This window comes from Jiangella sp. DSM 45060, from assembly GCF_900105175.1.
GTDB lineage: Bacteria > Actinomycetota > Actinomycetes > Jiangellales > Jiangellaceae > Jiangella.
The window spans coordinates 1,878,643-1,900,091 of the sequence record NZ_LT629771.1; the positions used below are offsets into that span (position 1 = coordinate 1,878,643).

The following is a 21,449-nucleotide window of genomic DNA, read 5'->3' on the forward strand; positions in this document are numbered from 1 at the left end:
GCCGCGAGCCGTCAGGGGTCGACGACCTCGTCCTCGGCGACGGTGACGGTGACCGGCTCGGATTCGACCGCGAGGTCGCCGGTGCCGTAGCGGACGGTGAACGTGTACTCGCCGGGCTCCAGGTCGTCGACGGTGAACTCGTGCTCGCCGTCGGCGCCGGGTGAGACGGCGGCGCCCACCGGGCCGTCGTCGTCGAAGAGGCGCAGGGTGCGCCCACTCACCACGGGGTCGACGGTGGCGACCAGCTCGACCGGGTCGCCGGCCTCGACGTCGCCGGGCGGGCCGGTGAGCGTGACCACCGGCTCGATCACGGTGACGGTGAGCAGGTCGTCCGAGCCGCGATGCTCGCCGGACGAGAAGACCGCCTCGACGGTGTGGCCGCCGGGGTCGTCGAACGCGTGCTCCAGCTCGGCGGCGCCGTCGTCGACGTCCACGGAGTCGACCTCGTCGCCGTCGACCAGGAAGGTGACGGTGCCGGCGTCGACCGGCTCGTCGTCCGACGTCACCGTCGCCGTCAGGGTCGCCTCGACACCGGCGACGGGCGACGACGGCGTGACCGCGAGCTCCAGCTCCGTCGCGGGCGGGCCGGCCAGCCGGAACCGGGCCGCGACGTCGGCCGCGTCCGCCGGCACCTCGACCGAGCCGGGCGCCACCGACCACCCGCCGAGCCCGTCCGGCAGCTCGGCGGCGACGGTGTACGCGCCGGCCGGCAGGTAGGCGGTGACGGTGCCGGCGTCGACCAGCAGGTCCTCGGTGAAGACGACGGCGTCGTCGGCGCCGGTGATCGCGACGGCGACCGACCCCGGCGCGTCCGGCTCGTCCGAGCGGGCGTCCATGCGCACCCGCACCTCGGTGACCTCGATGGTGAGGTCGCGGCTGCCGTCATCGGGCTCGCCGCTCTCGTGCACGCCGACGTGGCCGGCCGGCCCGGTCACCGACGCGGACCACTCCCCGGCCGGGACCTGCGCGAACGTCGTCGTGTACTCGTCGCCGCCGGCGCGGACCAGCGGTTGCGGCGCCGGCGCCGGGTCGCCGCCCGCGCTCACCAGCCGCACCAGAGCGCCGGTGAGGTCCCAGCCGTTGACCGACTCGGCCGTGACGGTGATCGGCTCGGCCTCGGCGTACAGCACGATGTCGAACGCGACGATCTGCCCGGCGGCCACCGTCACCGTGCGGGTCGTCGACGAGTACGGCTGGCCGGCCCGCGGCCGCACGTCGACCAGGTAGGTGCCGTCGGCCAGACCGGCGAACTCGAACACCGAGCCGGGCCGGACGGGGTCGCCGTCGGCCGCCGGGCAGCGGTCGCCGACCACGTCCGCGACCGGGCACAGCCAGGTGTCGACCTCCTCGAGCGGGGCGGCCGCGGTGGAGCCGGACTGCCCGCTGACGGTGCCCTGGATCGTGTTCGTCAGCTGCGTCACCGGCACGTTGAACGTGCTGGCCGCGCCCGGTTCGGGCCGGACGGTGAGGGTCAGCGGCGCGTAGTTCTCGCCGCTGACCCGCAGCGTCTGCGGCACCGGCGGCACGCCGGTGAACCGGTAGCAGCCGGCGCCGCCGTCGCAGGGCACCGCTGACTGCGCCACGCCGCCGCGCAGCAGCTCGACCGTCATGCCGGGCAGCGGTTGCGGCGGCTCACCGCCGGTTCCGGGCACGTAGACGTTGACGAACACGTCGACCGGCTCGGCGCCGACGGCGACGACGAACGGGTCGGCGTTGCCGTCGGGGTAGACGGCCTGATGGTCGGCGGTGATCAGGACCGGCAGCGGGTCGCCGTCGAACGCGTACCCGTCGGGCGGGTCGGCGCGCACCTCCCAGGTGCCGGGCAGCAGCCCAGCGACGTCGCGGCTGCCGGTGAGGGTGAACCGCCCGCCGGGCCCGGACACTGCGGAGAACTCGAGCCCGGACTCGTGCCGCGCGACGACGGTGCCGCCCACCAGCGGGGCTGCCACGACCTCGCCGTCGACGACGGTGTGCGACTCCAGCACCCCGCTGATCTCGCCCAGCTTCACCAGGGACAGCTGGTAGGAGCCGACACCGTCCGGCGGCACCAGGAACGGGGTGGGGTCCGGCGCTGGCACGCCGCCGGTGACCAACTGCCCGGTGGTGAAGGTGTCGAACCGGTAGCCGGCCGCCTCGACCCGCACGGCGTACTGGCCGCCGGGCGACAGCAGGCTGGGCAGCTCGGTGAAGACGGTGCGGTTGGTGCCCGGTTCGGCCGCCCGGGTCTGCTCCGGCACCCCCGGCGCGCTGAGCACCAGGCGGGCGCCGTACACGGGCTCGCCGGCGGCGTCGACGGTGGCGAGCTCGAGCGCGCCGTGCCGCGACAGCACGAATCCCTCGAGCTGCTGCCGGCCGCCGGTCGTGGCCAGCGCGACGTCCAGCCGCACGGTGACGTCGGCGTACCCGGCCAGCCTGGCCTCGACGACGTACCGGCCCGGCCGCGCCAGCGTCGCCCGGGTCTCGCCGGGGCCCTCGCCGCACTCGTTGGTGTAGCCGGTGTCGACCCGTTGCGCGGGGTCGGACCAGACCAGGCAGCCTCCGGGGGTGACGGCGATGCGCGTCGCCTCCGCGCCGGGCGGCGCCGCCGTCACCGTCAGCTCGGCCTGCGACAGGTCGGCGGCCGTGGCCGGGACCAGCCGCACCCGGCCCTGCACCGGCCGCCCGAGCGGGGTCAGTGTCAGCCGCAGCTGCTGGCTGTCGGAGACCGCGACGCCGGTGAGCCGGGACCGCTCGTAGCCGTCCTTCGTGGCGGTGACGTCGACGCGCGAGTCGACGATCGGCAGCACCGCCTCGGGCAGCCCGCCGCCCTGCCCCGGCTCGGGCACCACCGCGAACAGGCCGTCGGCGTCGGTGACGACGGTGGTGCTGCGGTACTCCGGCAGCAGGCCGTCGTAGCCGACGATGCCGGTCACCTGCACCTGCACGCCGTCGACCCCCACCGGGCCGGCATCGTCCAGCTCGTGCAGCACCTGGCCGGTGAAGCTGCGCGAGGCGCCGGTCAGGGTCAGCGCCAGCGGGATCTCGTTGTTCAGCCCGACGGTCGACAGCACCTCGCCGGTCAGCACCCGCGGCGGGTCGGAGCCGGGCACCGGCCAGCCGAACACGAGCCGGTACTGCACGCCCGGCTGCAGGTGGGTGACGGCGTACACGCCGCTCGCCTCGTCGGTGCGGTCGATGCGGATCTGGTCGGTGACGTCCTCGTCGCCGGCCAGCACCCGCACAGCGGCGCCGGCGGCCGGCTGCGTCGCGCCCTCGCCGTCGTTGGCCTGCGCGGTGACCCGCAGCCGGCCGAGCCGGTCCAGTGCGGCGTCGTAGCGGCGCACGTCGCCGGGGTACAGGCCGATCTTCACCGGGGCGACCGGGCGGTACTCCGGGTCGCCCGGCCGCACGGAGACGTCGTAGTAGCCCGACGGCAGGCCCGTGAGCTCATAGCTGCCGTTGAGCCCGGTGAACGCGCAGTGGGCGCCGCCGTCGATGCGGCACAGCGGGGCGTCGGGGTCGGGGGTGACGGGGACGCAGTCGCCGAGCGCCTCGGGGTCGGCCCCGGCCGGGACGGCGACCACGCAGGTGCCGTCGGGGACGTTGCCGACGCGCGCGGTGATGGTGCCGACGATCGACGGCGCCGGCAGCAGCGCCGCGACGGGAGCGTTCACCGTCGCGTCCATGGGCACCTCGACGCGCAGCCGCTCCGGCTCGTAGCCGGGCGCGGTGAACTCGAGCTCGTAGAGGCCCGGCAGCAGCCCGGGCTCGCCGGCCGCCGGCAGCGTGTAGGAGGCGTCCGGCGCGAACGTGGCGCTCAGCTCGCGCGGCTCGCCGTCGATGCCGGTCGCGGTGGTCGTCACCGTCACCGCGCACTCCTCGCCCGGGAGCAGCGCGGGGCAGCCGATCGGGCCGCCGCCGGTGCTCGCGTCGACCGCCCGGCCCACGATCACCGACGTGGCGGTGAGGCCGTCGCCCGGGATCGGGGTGAGGGCGAGGTCCGCCGCCGCCACCGAGCCGGCCGTCACCTCGACCCGCGCATAGCCCGTGACGTGCCCGAAGACCTCGGCCGACAGCACGTACGAGCCGGGCGCGACGCCGGAGATGCGGTAGCCGCCGGTGCCCGGCGCGCTCATCACCTTGTACGCCGCGCCCTCCTCGCTGGAGAGCGTGAGGCCCGCCGCCAGCGGTGTCCCGGCGTCGTCGGTGACCACGCCCGCGACCTCGCCGCCGGCCGGGACCAGGCGGGTGTCCAGCCGCCGCACGGCCTGGTCCGGGTCGGTCAGCGTGACCTCGCGGGTCTGCGGCTGGTAGCCCTCGCCGGCGACGGTGACGGTGTAGCGCCCGGGGATCGGCAGGTCCGGCAGGGTGAACAGGCCCGGCCCGCCCGCCTCGCCGCCCGTGGTGGCCGTGGTGGCCGTGCGGGTGGTCTCGCCGTCGTCGGCCGTGACGGTGACCCCGCCCAGCCCGCGGGTGGCCCCGGTGCCGTCGCGCCCGGTGACCTGGCCGGTCAGCGTCGCGACGCCGCGGCGCAGTGCGAGGTCCTGCGACTCCTCGGCGCCCGCGTCCAGCTCGACCAGCGCCGCGCCGGCGCCCAGGCCCTCGGCGGTGGCGGTGACGAGGTACGTCGACGGCGTCGACAGTCCGTCGACCGCCCAGCTGCCGACGTCGCCGGTGGTGCTCGTGCTGGTGCTGACGGTGACGGTGCCGTCGGTGAGGGTCAGCTGCGCGCCGCCCACGGGGCCGTCCGGGCCGGTGACCGTGCCGGACATCCGGCCGTCGCCGGCCCGCAGCTCGACGTCGATCGGCTCCGCGGCGGCCGCGGCGTCGACCACCCGGCGCTCGGTCTGGAAGCCGGCCTTCGAGACCGTGACGAGGTAGTGGCCGCCGGTGCCGAGGCCGGCGAACGCCCAGGCGCCGTCCTCGTTGGTGACGGTGCTGCGGGTCTGGTCGACGGGGTCGCCGTCGCCGCCGGCGGGCGCGGCGGGTGGCGGGACCTTCGCGTCGTCACCGGCCTCGCCGAACGCCGACGTCGGCGCGATGGAGACGGTGACCCCGTCGGGCTGGTCGGCCTGCACCACGCCGCTGACCCGCAGCGGCTCGGGCTCGTCGGCGTCCGCCGGCCCGTCGCCGGCGCCGCCGCCGTCGGCTCCGGAACCGGCGCCTGCGCCGTCGTCCGCTCCCGAGCCGCCGCTGCCGCCGTCGTTCCCGGAGCCCGCGTCGGCCGCCGCGCCCGCCTCGGCCTGGCGCTCCTCGATCCGGTCGACCAGCCGGGGGAGGCCGACGACGGCCGCAGCGACCCAGACCGCGAGGACCGCCGCCAGTGCGACCGCCCGCTTCGCCGCCGACCCGATCAGCGGCCGCGCGACCACCACGCCGTGCGCCGTCGCCGGGGCGTGCGGCCCGCGGGCGAGCGCCGTGTACTCGAACCGTGTGGTGTCGCCCGTCAGCCGGAGCCGCCGCGGGCCCACGCGCCCGCCCACCGACACCGCGGACCGCGCCGGCACCTCGACCGCGCGCCGCCGCGACCGGGCACTCAGGCCGTCGGGGGCGTGCAGCTCGAGCTCGACGGTGGCCGGCCGCGGCCCGGAGTTGGTGAGGACGAGCCGCACACCGCGGCGCCAGGCGGTGCGCACCTCGCCGGGCTCCGCGGCGACGGTGACGGCGGGTGGCCGGTCGACCGTCAGCACGGCCTCGGCGACCGCGGCCCGGCTGGTGACGGCGCCCGTGGCGGGGTCGCTGCTCTGCGCCGCCACGACGAACGGGTAGGCCGCGGCGACGGTGCCGGGCGGCGGCGTGAGCTCCAGCTCGACGGTCGCGGCGGTCCGTGGCGCCAGTGCCACGATGCGGGCCGGGACCGGCGCCCACCCGCCGTCGAGCCCGAGCACGGTCAGCGTGACGTCGCGCGGGCCGTCGGCGCCGTGGTGCACGCGCACCGTCAGCGCGGCGGACCGGCCGGCGGCGCCCTGCGGCTCGTGGGTGACCTCGACGACGGGAGCGGCCTCGGTCATTCCCAGTCCCCACTCGGCGTGGCCCCGGCCGGCGCGGAGGCGACGGTCAGGGTGACGGCGGCCGCCTCGCTGGCCTCGACGGTGATCGGCGGCGAGGCCGCGACCGGCGCAGCGCCGGCCTGCAGCCGCACGTCGACCACGTAGTGCTCCGGCGCGTCGAGCTCGGCGAAGAGCGCCCGGCCGTCGCCGCCGGTGCGCACGGACGCGACCGGCGCCGCGGCGGTGCCGTACTCGGTGGCCCGGTAGAGGTTGACGACGGCGCCGGCGACCGGGCCGTCGGCGGCGACGACGGTGGCCGTGACCGACGCCGGCGCGGCCAGCTGGAGGTCGAGGTCGCGGTCCACGCCCGCCTCGAGGGTGACGGTGACCGCGGCCGGGGTGGAGCCGGGGCGGGCGGCCGTGACGGTGTACGTGCCCGGCGGCAGCTGCGGCAGCACGTACCGGCCGACGTCGTCCGCCGGCTGCGACGACGACGTGACGGTGTAGGTGCGCGACCCGGAGACCGCGGTGACGGTGACGTTGCCGGCCGGGCCCACGCCGCCGTCGACGGCGTTGCGCATGCTCACGGTGCCGGTGAGGTCGGCGCCGGCCGGGTGCAGGGCGACGGTGACGCCGTCGGCCGGCGAGCCGCCCGCCGTGATGGTCCCGAACGCGTCCAGCACCACCTGCACGGTCTGCGCCGCCAGGTCGTCGCGGGCCAGCGTGACGGTGTAGGTGGCCGGGACCGCCAGCCCGCCGAGCCGCCACGAGCCGGCGCCGTCGCCGCCGCTCTGGGTGACGGTGCTCAGCGTCGTCGTGCCGTCGCTGACGGTGACCTCGACGCCGGTGGCCGGCTCGCCGCCGGGCTGCTCGGTCACCCGGCCGAACAGCTCGCCGGCGTCGGTGCCGAGCGTCACGGACACCCCGGTGAGCTGCTGCCCGGCGGACAGGTCGAGCGTCAGCGTCTCCGGGGCGTGCCCGGGGGGCGCGACGACGACGGTGAACGTGCCCGGCGTCGGCAGGTTGCGCAGGGTGAACGCGCCCACGTCGCCCTCGGTGAGCGACACCGTCCGGGCGGTGGAGTCGCCGGCCGTCGCCACCACGGACGCGCCGCCGATGGGCCCGTCGGCGCCGCGCACCTCGCCGGCGATGATGCCGTCGCCCTCGCGCAGCCGGATCGTGATGCCGGTGCGCTCCTCGCCGCCGGCCAGGTCGACGCGCTGCACCTCGGTGGCGTAGCCGGGCTTGCCGACCACGACGTCGTACACCGCGGGCGACGGCACGTCCTCGATCTCGAACGACCCGTCGGAGCCCACCGGCACCTCGCGCAGCGCCGCCCCGGACGCCCCGCCGGGCGGGTCGGGGGCGGCACCGAGGGCCACCCCCTCGCCGGCCTGGTCGCCGAGCTGCTCCAGCGGGATCCGCAGGCTCACCGTCGCCCCCGAGATGTCGGCGCCCTCGACGGTGCCGGCCAGCACCGCCGGCAGCCCGCCGAGCGCCACGTCGGCCGGATCGGGGCTCTGGCCGGCCGTGATCTCGACCGGGGCCGCCGCCGTGCTGTCCATGGCCGCCGGGAACCAGAGGTCGGAGTAGCCGGCGCCGCGGAAGCGCAGCAGGTAGGCGCCGTCGGACAGCCCGCCGACGGCGTAGCTGCCGTCGTCGGCGGTCGCGGTGGTGGCGACCGGCGTGGTGGGGTCGTCCTCGGCGAACGCCTCGACGGCGACGCCGGGCAGCGGCGCGCCGGTGGTGATGAGCCGGACCGTCCCGGTCAGCGTCGCCCGGCCGGCGCCGGCGGAGTCGTCGCGCGACTGCGCCACCTCGATGGCGAGGTCGCGGTCGGCGGCGGACCGGTTCACCACCCCGGCGAGCGCGACGGTGATGACGACGGCGAACACGGTGACGGCGGCGAGCAGCCCGGCCAGCGCGATGGCGCCGCGGCCCAGCAGCGGGCGCTGCACCATGCTGCCGGGCGCCTCGCCCAGCGGCTCGGCGCCGGCCTCCGGTGCGGAACCGCCGGCCGGTTCCAGCCGCACCTCCAGCGGCCGGACGACGGGCGAGCCGAGCAGCGGCCGCCGGGCCCGCGCCTCCATGCGCGCCGACAGGCTCTCGCCGGGGGCCAGCCGGACCGTCTCGGGGACGAACCGGAAGCCGAGCCGGTCCTCGGGGTCGGCGCCGGTCAGCGTCCCCTCGACCGGGGTGTTGCCGGTGTTGTGCACCGTCACCCCGAACGACGCGCGCCGCCCTGCCGTCACCGCCGCGGGGTCGAGGGTCACGCCGATGCCCGGCGCGGGGGCGACCCGCAGCTCCAGGTCGGCGACGGTGGCGTGGTGCGGCGGCGTGGTCTCGCGCACCTGCACCGCCAGCCGGCGCGCCCCGGCGGGCAGGTCCGGCGGCGGGGTCAGCGTGACGGTGACCAGCACGCTGCTGCCGGGGAACAGCGTCGGCGTCGCGTCGTCGACGGCCACCCAGGCCGGGTCGGCGCCGAGCACGCGCACCTGGTAGCCGCTGATGATCTCGCCGGTGTTGGCGATCTCGACCTGCACGGTCACGGGCCCGCCGACGGCCTCCAGCACCTGCGGCGTCGCGGTCACACGCATGTCAGCGCACCGCCTCGAGCCGCAGGTTCGCGACGGCGTCGGCGGCCGGCTCGACCTCGGTGACGGCACTCGCCCGCACCCGCCCGTCCACCCGCACCGACACCGTGTAGACGCCGGCCGGCACCTCGGCGACGACGTAGCGGCCGCCGCCGGTCGACGTGGTGGTCCACACCGTGGCGCCGTCGGTGACCTCGACCGTCAGCCCGGCCGTGGCGTCGCCGTCGTCGTCGGTGACCCGCCCGGTGACCCGGCCCAGCCCGTCGAGCATCGTCACGGTCAGCGGCGCGGCGGCACCCGACCCGGACACCGTCACGGGCACCGTCTGCGGCTGGTAGCCCTCGTGCTCGAACGTCAGCGTGTAGGCGCCCGGCGCCAGCCCGCCCACCGTGAACCCGCCGACGGCGCCGTCGGTCAGCGTCGTCGTGGTCACCGGCTCGGCGAGCCCGCCGACCGTCACCGTCGCCCCGCCCAGGCCCGCGCCGCCGGGCGCCAGCAGGGTGCCGGTGACGGTGCCCGCGCCGCCGGTCAGCGACACGGCGAGGTCGGTGACGGCCTGCCCGGCGGCGAGCTCGACCACGGCCGTCTGCGCGGCGTGGCCGTCGAGGGTGAACGTGAGCACGTAGGTGCCGGGCGTCGGCAGCCCGGGCAGCACGAACCGGCCGACCTCGCCGACGGTGGGCGTGCCGGCGGTCACCGCCTCGTCGCTGACGGTGGTGCTGACGGTGACCCCGCCCAGCGGCCGGCCGCCGCCGGTGACCACACCCGCGATCTGCCCGTCGCCCGTGGCCAGGCGGACCTCGGAGACGAACCGCCGCTGCCCGCCGCCGACGTGCTCGACGACGGTGGCGGGCCGGTAACCGTCGGCCTCGAAGGTCAGCTCGTAGGTGCCCGGGGCCGGCAGCCCGACCAGCGTGTAGGAGCCGTCGCCGGCGGTGGTCGCGGTGTACTCGGCGGGCGCCGCGCCGTCGTCCGCGGTCCAGGCCGGGCGCGCCGTCACCGTCGCCGGCACCTCCTCGACCGCGTCGCCCGGGTCGACGGTGCCGCTCAGCGACGCCGGCTCGCCCGCGACGACGACGTCGGTGCCCTCGGCGGTCCGTTGTGCCGCGACGGCGACCGGCTCGGCTCCGGCGTCGTCGGGCGCGGCCGGGTACCAGACCGGCGGGTAGCCGTCGGCGCCGAAGCGCAGCAGGTACTCGCCCGGGAACAGCCCGGCCAGCGTGTACCCCCCGTCGGCCTGGCTGGCCGCCGAGCTCACCACGACCAGCCCGTCGCGCGTGCGCCGCAGCGCCTCGACCGTGATCTGCCCGACCGGCTCGCCGCTGGCCGCTCCCGTGACCGTCCCCGTGACGGTGCCGCCGACGCCGGGCGGCAGCAGGCCGTCCTTCGGCACCGCGCCGGCCGGCGCCTCGCCGGTGGTGCTCTCCGCCGCGCCGGCCGGGCCGCTCGCCTCGTCCGAGGCGTCCGCCGTCGCCGCGAAGAACGACGCGGGCGCCGTCTTGACCGCCGGCTCCGCGCCCAGCACCTGGGTGATGCCGAGCAGGAACGCCGCCGCCCACAGCGCGACGATCGAGGCCAGCACCAGCACCGTGAGCAGCCCGCGCCCGACGATGGGGCGCTGGCGCAGCGTCAGCGGCAGGCTCGCCTCGGCGTCGGGCCCGGCGACCTGCGCGGTGATGGCCCGGTCGAGGTCGCCGCCGGCCCAGCGCCGCGGCGCCCGGGCGGTGACCAGCGTGGTGGCGACGGCGCCCGGGCCCAGTCGCAGCGTCGCCGGGGTGAACCGGAGGCTGGTGGCGCGGTCGGCGTCGGCGGCCGAGCAGGTGAGCTCCAGCGGGGTGTTGCCACGGTTGGCGACCTCGACGGCGAACTCGGCCCGGCCGCGGCTGCGCACCACGCTGGGCCGGGCGGCCAGGGCGACGGCCGGGCGCCGCGGCACGGCGAGGTCGAGGTCGACGGTCTCGACGGCCGGGCCGCCGTGCTGCGAGTCCAGCGCGACGACGACCGGGTGCCGGCCGGCCGGGTGGGTGGCCGGCACGGCGACGCTGACGGCGATGGTGCCCTCGGCGTCGGGGAACAGCGACAGCAGCGGCGGCCGCGCCGTGACGGCGTCGGGCGGCAGCCCCACGGCCCGCACGGTGAACCCGTCGATGACGTCGGCGGTGTTGGTGACCGTGAGCAGCAGCTCGGCGGTGCCGCCGGGCTCGACGTCGAGCCGCCCGGTGCTGGCCGTGACCCGAGGCCCGGTGCCGACGCGGCTCACCGGCGCCGCCCGGTCTCGGTGACCGCCGAGACCGCGCGGGCGCGGCCCTCGACCCGCTGCACTGGCGGCGCGGCCGGCCGCCACGCGGACGGGTCCGCGGCCACCGTGGCGACCAGCGTGAACGAGGCCTTGTGCGGGCTGCCCAGCGAGGCCCACAGGTCGCGAGCGCGATGGGCCTCGTCCTTGGACAGCGTCAGCCGCACGTCGGCCGCGAGCGGCACACTGAGGTGCTCCGGCGGCAGCGTCTGGTGGGTCAGAAGCCGGCCGAGGACGTCGCCGAGAAGCCGGTGTTCGTCGGCGACCGTCGACGCCCACGCGCTGACCAGGTAGTGCAGGTCCACCAGAGCGCCGCCGTCGCGCACCTCGAGCCGCCCGTCCGGGCCGGGCCGACTGCCGCCGCCGCTGGCCGGCAGCGCACTACGGCTGACGCCGTACAGGAACAGGTTGACGACGATGCGGCCCAGCTGCGCCGACCACGACCCGGTGGGGCGCTCGAACGACACGTCGCCGACGTCGGGCGGCAGCGGGAGCGCGGCGCGCAGGAACCGCTCCAGACCGTCGTCCACCGCCGGAATCTGCATCGACTCGCCCACCGCCCTCCGTGACCGCGGCTCTCATCCAACCCCGTCGCGGCCTGCCCGCGGCAGGCCCGGCGAACCTGCGAGCCCGCATGAAGACGGCCGGGCTCCGGCGTCGGTTCAGGACACGGGCGGCCACGGGCTCGGCAGGCGGCGGCCGAGCTTCCGGTACTCCCGGGCGGTCGCCTCGACCAGCAGGCCCATGCCGACGCCGGTGCCGGCGACGGCAGCGTCGTAGGCGGCCGCGAGGACGATGTTGCGGATGTCCGCGCCGCTCACCTCGACGGCCGCCGCGAGCGTCGCGAGGTCTGGAGGGTCGCTCGGATCGGTGCCGGCCAGCTGGCGGACGTGATGGGCCCAGAGCCGCTCCCGGGTCGGCTCGTCCGGGTCGGGGAAGTGGATGACGACGTGCAACCGCCGCGAGAACGCCGCGTCGAGGTTGCCCCGCAGATTGGTGGCCAGCACCGTGATGCCGTCGAACTGCTCCATCCGCTGCAGCAGGTACGACACCTCGAGGTTCGCGTACCGGTCGCGGGAGTCCTGCACCGCGGACCGGCTGCCGAAGATCGCGTCCGCCTCGTCGAAGAACAGGACGACGTCGTGGACCTCCGCCTCGGCGAACACCCGCTCGAGGTTCTTCTCCGTCTCGCCGACGTACTTGTCGACCAGCCCGGCGAGATCCACCTGGTAGAGATCGAGGCCGAGGGCGTCGGCGACGACGTGCGCGGCCAGGGTCTTGCCCGTGCCCGGGCCGCCGCTGAACATCGCGGCGAGCCCGGTGCTCTTGCCGCCCTTGCCCTGGACGGCACCCTGCGCCAGGATGTCGCCGCGCCGGCGGGCCCACTCGACCAGCCGGGTCAGTTCCGCGTGCGCGTCCGGCGGCAGCACGATGTCGTCGAACGAGGCTGGCTCCGGCGCCGCCGGCCCGGCGTGCCGGTGCACGGGCCCGCCGCCGCTGAGCCGACGCGCGGCCTCGCGGACCAGCTCGGCCCCGGCCGGCCGGCCCCGGACGGCGGCCAGCATGCGGGCGTGCTCCGCGGCCACCGCGATCTGGCCCGGCCCCAGCCGGGCGCCCGCCCACGACATCTCGGCCGAGCCGTCGCCGCGGTCCGGCGCTCCGAGCTCGCGGGTCCACAGCTGCGCCCGCGTCGCGGCCGGCAGTGGCGGCACCGCGGCGATGTACGGCAGCCGGCGCGTCGCCCGCGGGTCCCAGGCGCGCTGCCCGACCGCCACCACCGGGACGGCCGCCTCGAGCAGCCGGTCGAACAGCCACCGGTGATCATCACGGGTCAGCTCGTCGGCGCCGGTGAGCACGAGCCCGGCGGTCTGCAGGGCCGCTTCACGGGTCAGGTCGGTCAGCAGCCCCTGCAGGTCCGCGTCGGCCGGGCGCCGCTCGAGGTCGGCGACCAGCCAGTCGACGTTCAGCGCGGCGAACGCGGCGGCCGCCGTCTCGGCGCCGGGGGAGCCGGGGGGACCCTGCAGCCAGCTGAACTTGACCCCTGCCCGGATCGCCTCGGCCAGCTCGGCGCTCTGCGTGGACGCGATCGGCTCGGCGTGCAGGATGAGCCGCTGCACCGGTGGCTCGGGCAGGTCGTCACCGACGAGGTGGGCGGCGACCCGGTCCGCGATCCGCAGGCAGCGGGTCGGCACCGGACCGTCGCCGGTCAACGTCGCGAGCCCGTGCCGCACCAGGCGACCCGACACCGACAGCCGGGCGCGGCCCGACGCCGACAGCGCCGGCACCCCGCACAGCTCCAGCGCCAGCGCCGCCGTCGGCCGGCCCTGGGTCGCCTCGCCGCCGAGCAGCGCGAACACCGTCGCGAACGACGCGTCGGCCTCGGCCGCGAACGCGGTCAGCAGCAGGTCCGTCTCGAGCGGGTCCAGGCCGAACACGGCGGCCGTGCCGGCCAGCACGTCGTCACCGTCGTCGCTGTCCGTGCCGCCGCCGTGGTCGCGGCGCAGCGCGTCGACGGCCGCGGCCAGCCGGGAAGCGGCCGGGTCGCCGGGCCGTTCGCGGTGTTTCACCAGCGTGGCGATCGCGTCCACCAGGGGGCCGAGGCTGGGTGCCATGCCGGGGATGCTAGGTCCGGGCGGCCCGGTGCCGGGAGGGCCGAGGCGCCCGGCGGGGGAGATTCATGCAGACGTGCCTGTCCCACGACCGTCCCATCGCCGCGGCCGCGCTGCTTGGCTGGTTCCAGCCTGCCGACGACAGGGGAGAGCATGACCGTGCAGCGCGACCGGGTCAGCCGGATCACCACCCGCACCGACCGGCAGCGTCACGACGACGACGCGCTCAGTGTGGCGTGGGGGCTGCTCGAGCCCGTGCTCGAGCCGGAACCCGGACCCGTCCGCCGCGGGCCGGGGGGCGGATCCGACCCGCTCGGCGGCACCGTCGTCGACCCGGACGTCGCCCGGCGGCTGCACCGCCGGGCCGGCCGGCCGCTGCCGACGCCGGTCGCCCGGTCGATGGGCGAGGCATTCGGCGCCGACTTCGGCGACGTGCGTGTGCACACCGACGCCGAGGCGGCCGGGTTGGCACGGTCGCTGCAGGCCACGGCCTTCACCGTCGGCTCGGACATCTACTTCGGTGGCGGCGCCTACGCGCCGGCCACCGACGCCGGCCGGCGGCTGCTGGCGCACGAGCTCGCCCACACCCTTCAGACCGCACCCGGTCCGGCCGGGGCCCTCACCGTCGGTCGGGCGAGCGACCCGGCGGAGCACGAGGCCGACCGGATGGCCGACGCCGCGCTCGCGGGCGCGGCCGTGCGCCGTCGTGTCGCCGGCGGCGAGGCCGGGACCCCCGCCGCGGTCCGGCGGTTCGTCTCGGCCAAGCAGTTCGAGGAATGGACGTACGAGGGCCCGCTGACGGGGGCGAGCACCGCACAGAAGGCGATCTCCGCGCTGCTGGTGCAGTACAGCGCGCTCTGCATCCCCGAGAACGACCTGGCCGGCCTGAGCCGGAAGAAGCGCACCAAGAAGCTGCACACCGGCGGCGGGGTCGTCCGGCCCGACCGCGTCGATCAGGCCCGGGACCTGCTCGTCCGCATGGAAGAGGCCGTGGCCCTGTGGACGGGCAAGCACCAGCTCACCGACGACGCCGACGGGCAGGTCGTCGACGACCCGACCCGGCGCCAGCGCATGGCCGGCATGAACCTGTTCCTGCAGGCCCTCATCGCCGAGCGCGCCGTGCTCGACGTCCGCACGGCACCGGGTGGCGACGCCGCGGCCGCCGGCCAGCAGGCGGTCGCCGGTGACGCCGACGCGCAGGCCAAGCTGCAGAAGCACTACACCGGCAGTTTCGACTCGATCCTCACCCGGCTGGCGGTCCCGCTGGACCTGCTGCTGCCGCACGCCGGCGACGCCGCCGCCTTCGACGTCGGCTTCCTGATCCCGATCCCGGACACTCCCGTGATGATCGGCGGCACCCTCCGGTTCCTGTCCGGCCGCACCGACGGCGGCGCCGTGTGGGCGCAGCTGGAGGTCGCCCCGCAGGTCGCGGTGGGCATCCCGTTCGGTCAGGTCAAGGCGGTGTTCGGCGGCTATGTGAAGACCTCGGGCAAGACCGCCGCCGACGCGATGACGCTGCTGTCGTACCTGCTGTACCGACAGCTGCGCGAGAGCAACATGCCCGAGGAGCTGTCGACGTTGATGTGGGGCGGCGGGACCAGCCGCTTCCACCGTCTCAAGGCCGACCATTGGTCGCGCGGCGTGGAGAAGAAGATGTGGGGCAGTGCCGACCCCTCCGACGACGCCGCCAACTACGTCGAGACCGGCTCGTTCGGCGAGGTCGGCGCCAAGGTCGGCCAGGAGGATCTGCTGGCCGTCACCGCGACGGCGAAGCTGGCCCGCGGCGAGCGCTACGACCGCACGTCCATCGACAACCGCAAGGGCGGCGCCGGCAACCGGAACGTCCGGTCCGACGGCCTGTTCACCAGGCACGTCGCCTCGCTCGCGGGCCGGGGCGCGGAGAAGCACCTGTCGCGGCGCACCTACACGCTCACGCTCTCGGAGAAGGTCGTGGCCGGGCCGGTGTTCACCGGCGACCTCATCGGCATCGTGAGCCTGCGCGAGCAGGGCCTGCACAAGAAGGAGCGCCAGCAGAACCGCCTGGCGAACTGGATCATCGAGGACGTCAGTCTGACCGGCAAGGTCAGCGCGACGCTGCCGCTGGGCGGCGCGGCGCAGAGCGCCATCAAGGGCGCCACCGAGCTGACCCGGCTGTTCCAGGCCTCCAGCGGCAAGCTGGCCGCCGAGGCGAACCGCTCGGCTGCACAGAAGGGCGGCACGGTGGTCAACCTCGCCAGCTTCGGCACCGGCGCCGCCGACCTGCCGCCACCGGCCGAGTCCACCTTCGCCGGTCTGGCCGGCACGCTCGCCGGCAGCGCCACGACCATCGCCACCAGCGTCGGGCTGCGCCTCGAACTGGCCGGCAGCCTCGCGAACACCGCCGCCGGGCCACCGAAGTGGAACGTCGGCCTGGACGTGCGGATGTTCAACTCCGGCGCGGTCAAGGACCTCGGCTACGTCAGCTCCAACGTCGAGCGCTCGCAGCGGCTGTACGGCCTGAAGTGGGAGAGCGGCAAGGGCGGCTGGAAGAAGGGCTTCTCCGAACGCTGAGGACCGGCGGCTCGTCGGCCGCGATCCGCCGGTCCTCGGGTACCTGCTCAGCCGGCCGCCGCCAGCGGCATGTTCAGCACCGTCTGGCCCATGGTCGGCAGCGCGTCGCGCGGCGTGGGCGGGGTCAGCAGCGCGTCGATGAGCGCCAGGCTGGCCTGCGCGAACAGCGTCCCGGCGCGGAGCGGGTCGTTGCCGAAGGCGTCGGGGTCGGTGAGATAACGCAGCGCCAGGCCGTAGGACATCGCGTTGACCGCCTCGGCGATGTCGGCGGACCCGATGCCGGGCAGCGGCTCGCGCCCCGCGGCCGCGTAGTGCTCGTCGGCCAGCTTCGCCCACCGCTCCCGGTCGTCGGAACGGGCCTGGCGCATCATCGCGTTGACCGCCGGGTCGGTCGCCGCGAGCGATGTGAGCATGGCCCACAGCGGGAACGCCTCCTCGTTCAGCATGCGGTGGATCGCGCCCGCCGCGATGCGGTACGCGTCGGGCGTGCTCACCGGCTCGCTGCCGCGGGCCGACGCCACCTGGTCCATCTGCGCGTGGATGGTCGACGACTCCACCCGCTGGACCACCCAGGCGATGAGGTCGCGGTGGTAGTCGGCCATGCGGATCCAGCGGTCCTCGACGATCGCCTTGCTGCGGCGCAGCCCGCTGTGCTGGTTGTACGCCCGCACCAGTTCCTCGCGGGTCGGCCAGCGCAGTTGCGGCACCCGCTGGGTGAGGTCGGTCGTCACCTCCGTGTGCGGCTCCAGCATCAGGCTGACGCCGATGTCGAGCAGTGCGTGCGTGTCGGGATCGTCAGCCTGCGTGTGCGCTCGTCGCAAGTGCCTCAGAACAGACCCCACCCTGGTCTCGGACATCGTGCTCTCCCACCCTCGAGTGCCGATCGCCCCCCGCAGACGATGGTGGGCTGGCTAGATCAACTTGGCCATGTGCGGAGTGCACGGTCGCGGGCGAGCGGCATGTGTATTCCGCCCTATCGGGGGAAAGGTGACCGTGCGACAGGAAACGCGGCCAGTCATGGGCATCCGGTGAATTGCGCACGATTGTCCGTATCGAGGGGTATTCGCGGATATCCTGATCCTGCCCACTGCCTGCGGAAACCACCCTCCGGAATGGTGTCGTAGGAGGCGCGCGACATACTGGATGACATGCCGCCCGCAGAATCCGCCGTCATGCTGGCGGAATTGCTCGCGCTCCGCCTCGTCGGCGAGTACGAGGTCGTGGCCGGGCGGCATGGGCTCGCGCACGAGGTCACCTCGGTGGTGGTCGGCACGTCACTGCGCCAGCTCGACGAACTGCCCGCCGGTTGCCTGCCGCTGTTCCCGCGCGAGCGGCTGGCGGTCGAGGAGGTGTCGGCCGACGTCGCACTGCGGGTGGCGCACCGGCGCGGGCTGCCGGGTCTCGTCGTCGAGCGCACCACCAATGCGCTGCCGGAGATCACCGGCCGGCTGGCCGACCGGTTCGGCATGCCGCTGGTACTGGTCGACCGCCTCGACGCGCACACCGCCGTCGCCGCCGTCGACCGGCACCTGCGCGGGCCGCGGCTGGCGGGGCTGCGCATGGTCGACTCCATGCTGACCCGGCTGCGGCAGGTCCCCGACAGCGCCGACGGCCTGCTCTCCGCGGTCCGGGCCGCGGCCGGGGTGCCGGCGGCCATGGTCGACGGCCGCGGCGTCACGATCGCGGGCGACGCAGCCACCGTCGACCCCGCCACCCGCTCGGAGCTGGTCAAGCGACTGCCCACCGGCGGCCCCGCCGCCCCGGTCACGCTGTTCGGCGACGGCCACACGCTCATCTGCCACCCCGCCACCGTCGCCGACGGCCTGCCCGCGAACCTCTGGCTGGTGGCGCGGCTGCCGCTCGCCGGGCGCGGCATGGTCGAATCGGTGGGCCGGGTGCTGGCCCTGGGCGCCTGGGCCTATACCGCCTGGATCGCCACCAAGTCACTCGACGGCGAGCGCGAGGCCCGCTACCGCGCGGTCGTCCTGGCCGACGTCGTCGAGTACGCCGACGGCATCGCCCCCGGCACGTCGGAGCGGGCGACGGCGCTGGGCTGGCGGCTCAGCGGCTGGCACGTCGGCATCCACCTGAACATCGACCAGGCCGTCGGGCCGGGCGTGCGGCCCACATCGCTCATCGCCGGGCTGGAGCGGGTACTGCGCGACAACGACCTCCCGCACGACCTCATCCAGCGACCCGGCGGCTGGGCCACGTGGCACACCCGCGACGCCGAGCCGGAGCCTGAGGAGATCGACCGGCTGGCCCGCCGGCTCGGCCACGCCCTGCGCACCTTCCGCGACGACCACCCCGGCGTGCTGGTGGCGGGCGGACTCGGCGGCGGCCACGACGGCGCCGAGGGCATCGGCGCGTCCCTGCACGAGGCGCGGCAGGCCAGCCTGTTGGCCCGCGCCCGCGGCGGCTCGGGCGCCGTCGAGACCTTCGGCTCCATGAGCGTCGACCGCCTGCTCTCCGGCTGGCAGCGCTCGGAGCCCCTGCTCAGGGCGACGTCGTCGCTGCTGGCGCCGTTGCGCGAGGTCGACCCCGGCGGCGACCTCGTCCGCACCCTCATGGTCTACCTCGACCATGAGTCGTCGGCCACCGCCACCGCCAACGTCCTCAACGTCCACCGCAACACCGTCCTGCAACGGCTGGAACGCATCCGCGGCCTGCTGCCCCTCGACCTCTCGCAGCCCAACGACCGCCTCGTCGCCCACCTCGCCGCCCGCGCCGTCGCCGACGAGGACGCCTGACGACCGCCACCGGAGTCCGCGGCCTGGGTCTCAGGGATCGGCGAGAGGGCCGACGGCGGTCACGACCACGCGGGCGGAGTCGCCGGGCAGGTAGGCGAGCGGCACTTCCGACACGCGGGTGATGCGCACCCGGTCCGGAGTCGCGCCGGCACGGACGGCGGCCTCGTGCGCGAGCCGGCGGGCCTCGTCGAGGCAGGCCTGGCGACTGGTGACGTCGAAGCGGTAGACGCGGTGGACGGTGCCGGAGGCCTCGGCGACGGCGGCGCCGACGGCGTTCGCGACCGCGCCGTCGGGCGGCCGGATCACCTCGCGGATGCCGGGAAGCTCGCCGGGCACGAGGTGCGCGCCGCCGCCGACGGCCACCAGGGGCGGCGTCGTCGGCGAGGCACGGATGCGGTCGGTCAGCTCGATCAGCCGCCGGTCGACGGAGGCGACGACGGCCGCCGCTATGGTGGGGTCGACGGGGAGGTCGGGCGCGGGGACGGTGCCGAACGCCGTCCGGCCGGCCGCCACCGACACGTCGCTCAGGGTGAGCACGTCGCCGCCGAAGATCAGTGCGTCGGTGCCGATCGCGGCGCCGACGCTCTCGGGCCCGACGGTGAACCCGCCGTGGAGGCCGAGCCGGACCACGCTGCCGCCGCCCAGCGCGGCCGAGACGAGGTCGGGCAGCCGGTAGTTGGTGCGCACGCCACCGATCTCCGTCGGCATCGTCGACACCCGCGGGAAGCCGCCGCTCAGGACGCCGACGTCCATGGAGCTGCCGCCGACGTCGACCACCACGGCGTCGGCCAAGCCGCTCAAGTGATGGGCGCCGCGCATCGAGTTCGTTGGCCCGGAGGCGATGGTGCGCACGGGGTACCGGGCCGCCCGCTCGGCCGTCAGCAGGGTGCCGTCGTTCTCCGTCAGGTAGGTGTCGCACCGCAGGTCCAGGTCGCGCAACGCCGTGCTGAGCCCGCGCAGCAGCCCCGCCGTCACGCCGGTCAGCGCGCCGTTGAGGATCGCGGCGTTCTCGCGCTCGACCAGCCCTGGCCCGCCCACCCTGTGCCCGGCGGTGACGGTGCACCCCGGCAGCAGCCGGTCCAGCAGATCGACCGCGCGCTGCTCGTGGTCGGCGTTCGTGACCGACCCGACGGCGGCGACGGCGACGGCGTCGACGCGGTGCGCGCAGGCCGCCGCGAACGCCGTCACGGCCTCCTCGTCGAGCGGCGCGATCTCGCCACCGTCGTACTCGTGCCCGCCGCGCACCATGGCCACCGGCCCGCCGACGGCGCCGACCAGGTCGGCGGGCCAGCCGGTGAACGGCGGCACCAGCGACGTCGCCGGGGCGCCGATGCGCAGGACGCCGACGCGGGCCGGCATGCGCCGCTCGACGATCGCGTTCACCGCCTGCGTCGTCCCGAGGACCAGCCGAGCCACTGACCGGCGGTCGATCTCGGCCAGGACCGCCGACAGCGCCTGGCGGATCCCGGTCATGAGGTCGCTGCTGGTGGTCGCCTTGTGCCGGGCGATGACGGCCCCGCCGCTGTCGACGACGGCGGCGTCGGTGTTCGTGCCTCCGACGTCGACGCCAAGTCGCAGCGTCCTCACGCCGGCAGCCTCCGGTCCACGTAGTCGAGGTCGTAGCCGAACGCCCGGGGCCCGGCCAGTGCCAGCCCGTCGGGCCGCCGCCACCGCTCGTGCGCCGGCACCACCAGTACCTCGACCCGCTGGCCGTACGACATGCTCTCGGTGGTGACCGGCCAGCCGGTGTCGACGTCGAGCAGTGTGATGATGTCGGGGACGGTGGCGACGGCGCGGCCGTTCTCGGTGACCACGAGGTTCTCGTCCTGGAAGTCGATGCGAAGCAGGCGTTCCGGCGCGGCCAGGTGCTCCAGCGTCGCGGTGCCGCGGGTCCAGCCGTCTGACGTACGCCGCAGCACGTCGGTCACCGTCCCGCCGAACACCGCCTCGGCGCCGGTGAAGGCGAGGAAGTCCGCGCGCGCCCCCGGCGCGCCGGTATGGATGGCCCGCAGCCGGCGCCCGACCTCGAGACACTGGCTCAGTGACCCCAGCGCCGCGTGCTCGCGGCACTGCTCACCGGACATCGGGTAGGCGGCGACGGTGGCGACCATGCCCAGCTCGGCGACGGCGGCGCGGGTCAGCCGCTCACCCGTGCGGTTGTCGTTGGCGTCGATGACCAGCGCGTTGCCCAGCGCCCCGACCACGCAGACCGGCGACACGTCGAGGCCGGCCAGCGTGAACAAGGTCGTCTCGAGCTGGGGGAAGGCCCGGCGCATACCATCGGCGTCGACGCACGGGAGCCCGACCTCCGCGGCCGCGACCAGCGGGAACAGTGTGCTGACGGCGCCGATCTCGAGCGGCAGGACGGCGACGCCCTCGCGGCCGGCGAAGCGCTGCATGGCCTCGAGCGCGCGCCGGGCGTCGCCCTGGCCGGGGAACTTCTCGACCAGGACCGTGGGCGTGCCGACCACGGCGACCGGCAGCACCAGGCCGTCGGCCGGCACGTCCGCGGCCTGGACGACGGGCACGGGGCCGTACGTGTCGATGGCGCGGTGCAGCATGAGCCTCGCCAGATGCGGGTCGCCGCCCCCGCCGCAGCCCAGGACGGCCGCGCCGAGGGCCAGATCGTCCACGTCGGCGCTGTCGACCTGTTGCACGCACCGCTCCGTTCCGCCGGTTCG

General features: G+C 76.0%; 10 protein-coding genes. 2 read left to right on the top strand and 8 right to left on the bottom strand.

What is annotated here, in order from left to right; genetic code table 11:
• Positions 1 to 11: 11 nt before the first annotated feature.
• The 5 genes from BLU82_RS08535 to BLU82_RS08555 all read right to left on the bottom strand — a co-directional run bounded on the left by BLU82_RS08535 (position 12) and on the right by BLU82_RS08555 (position 13,471).
• Complete coding sequence (locus tag BLU82_RS08535) at positions 12 to 5,990, bottom strand: carboxypeptidase regulatory-like domain-containing protein (protein ID WP_092618473.1); 5,979 nt, start codon at positions 5,988 to 5,990, stop codon at positions 12 to 14.
• Positions 5,987 to 8,566 carry a carboxypeptidase-like regulatory domain-containing protein gene (locus tag BLU82_RS08540; RefSeq protein ID WP_092618477.1) on the bottom strand — a complete coding sequence of 860 codons (2,580 nt, stop codon included), beginning with the start codon at positions 8,564 to 8,566 and terminating at the stop codon, positions 5,987 to 5,989. Before BLU82_RS08540 ends, BLU82_RS08535 begins: the two co-directional genes overlap by 4 nt.
• A 1-nt stretch (position 8,567) precedes the next feature.
• Complete coding sequence (locus BLU82_RS08545) at positions 8,568 to 10,823, bottom strand: carboxypeptidase regulatory-like domain-containing protein (protein WP_092618480.1); 2,256 nt, start codon at positions 10,821 to 10,823, stop codon at positions 8,568 to 8,570.
• The gene (locus BLU82_RS08550) at positions 10,820 to 11,389 is read right to left on the bottom strand and encodes a DUF4255 domain-containing protein (RefSeq protein WP_157740720.1); all 570 of its coding nucleotides are present in this window, start codon (positions 11,387 to 11,389) and stop codon (positions 10,820 to 10,822) included. Before BLU82_RS08550 ends, BLU82_RS08545 begins: the two co-directional genes overlap by 4 nt.
• Positions 11,390 to 11,521: 132 nt before the next feature.
• The gene (locus BLU82_RS08555) at positions 11,522 to 13,471 is read right to left on the bottom strand and encodes an ATP-binding protein (protein ID WP_092618486.1); all 1,950 of its coding nucleotides are present in this window, start codon (positions 13,469 to 13,471) and stop codon (positions 11,522 to 11,524) included.
• A gap of 150 nt (positions 13,472 to 13,621) precedes the next feature.
• On the opposite strand from BLU82_RS08555, the gene BLU82_RS35045 reads away from it, so the two are divergent.
• Positions 13,622 to 16,018, top strand: a complete 2,397-nt coding sequence (locus BLU82_RS35045; RefSeq protein WP_197682816.1) for a DUF4157 domain-containing protein — start codon at positions 13,622 to 13,624, stop codon at positions 16,016 to 16,018.
• A gap of 47 nt (positions 16,019 to 16,065) precedes the next feature.
• On the opposite strand, the gene BLU82_RS08565 is transcribed toward BLU82_RS35045, so the two are convergent.
• A complete protein-coding gene (locus BLU82_RS08565) occupies positions 16,066 to 16,839 on the bottom strand; it encodes a hypothetical protein (RefSeq protein ID WP_092618489.1) in 774 nt (257 codons plus the stop codon).
• 327 nt (positions 16,840 to 17,166) lie between these two features.
• Here BLU82_RS08565 and BLU82_RS08570 point away from each other — a divergent pair, with 327 nt between their 5' ends.
• Positions 17,167 to 18,768 (top strand): helix-turn-helix domain-containing protein, encoded by a 1,602-nt coding sequence (locus BLU82_RS08570; protein ID WP_157740722.1) that lies wholly within the window; start codon positions 17,167 to 17,169, stop codon positions 18,766 to 18,768.
• A gap of 30 nt (positions 18,769 to 18,798) precedes the next feature.
• Here BLU82_RS08570 and BLU82_RS08575 read toward each other — a convergent pair whose 3' ends face one another.
• Positions 18,799 to 20,355 carry a hydantoinase/oxoprolinase N-terminal domain-containing protein gene (locus BLU82_RS08575; RefSeq protein ID WP_092618495.1) on the bottom strand — a complete coding sequence of 519 codons (1,557 nt, stop codon included), beginning with the start codon at positions 20,353 to 20,355 and terminating at the stop codon, positions 18,799 to 18,801.
• Positions 20,352 to 21,425 (bottom strand): DUF917 domain-containing protein, encoded by a 1,074-nt coding sequence (locus BLU82_RS08580; protein ID WP_157740724.1) that lies wholly within the window; start codon positions 21,423 to 21,425, stop codon positions 20,352 to 20,354. Before BLU82_RS08580 ends, BLU82_RS08575 begins: the two co-directional genes overlap by 4 nt.
• Positions 21,426 to 21,449 lie beyond the last annotated feature (24 nt).

What these genes read in the sequence shown, in the direction of transcription:
- BLU82_RS08535 (WP_092618473.1), bottom strand. Translation starts at nt 5,990, where the DNA reads ATGACCGAGGCCGCTCCCGTCGTCGAGGTCACCCACGAGCCGCAGGGC.
- BLU82_RS08540 (WP_092618477.1), bottom strand. Translation starts at nt 8,566, where the DNA reads ATGCGTGTGACCGCGACGCCGCAGGTGCTGGAGGCCGTCGGCGGGCCC.
- BLU82_RS08555 (WP_092618486.1), bottom strand. Translation starts at nt 13,471, where the DNA reads ATGGCACCCAGCCTCGGCCCCCTGGTGGACGCGATCGCCACGCTGGTG.
- BLU82_RS35045 (WP_197682816.1), top strand. Translation starts at nt 13,622, where the DNA reads ATGACCGTGCAGCGCGACCGGGTCAGCCGGATCACCACCCGCACCGAC.
- BLU82_RS08570 (WP_157740722.1), top strand. Translation starts at nt 17,167, where the DNA reads ATGCCGCCCGCAGAATCCGCCGTCATGCTGGCGGAATTGCTCGCGCTC.